Source organism: Halomonas sp. SIMBA_159, from assembly GCF_046536035.1.
In the GTDB taxonomy this organism is placed as follows: domain Bacteria; phylum Pseudomonadota; class Gammaproteobacteria; order Pseudomonadales; family Halomonadaceae; genus Vreelandella; species Vreelandella venusta_A.
This window is the reverse complement of sequence record NZ_JAWJBT010000340.1, coordinates 1-286: the sequence shown is the minus strand read 5'-3', so window position 1 is coordinate 286 and position 286 is coordinate 1. Positions and strand designations below refer to the sequence as shown.

Genomic DNA, 286 nt, shown 5'->3' with positions numbered 1-286 from the left:
CTGGGGTTTGAATCGATCACGGGATTAAATTATCGGAAGCCAAAATATTTAGTTGGGAGCAGCCAATGAGCTGGCGGACAGTTATTTTATCTAAGGAAGCAAAACTCAGCTTGCGAATGGGCCACTTGATCGTTTCCGGCGAAACAGTAAACCGGATTCCTTTGGAGGAGGTCGGATTTATGCTGATTGAGAATCCGAACATCCAATTGACGGGACATCTAATCAATGCATTGTCCGAACACCGCATTGTCACCTTAATATGTGATACGAAGATGAAACCCGCGAC

The 286-nt window shown here is 45.1% G+C and carries 1 protein-coding gene; it reads left to right on the top strand.

Features of this window, described 5'->3' with window-relative positions; genetic code table 11:
- Positions 1 to 65: 65 nt before the first annotated feature.
- The coding region (locus R0J87_RS19540; RefSeq protein WP_498888325.1) for a hypothetical protein at positions 66 to 286 on the top strand (221 nt) is incomplete at its 3' end.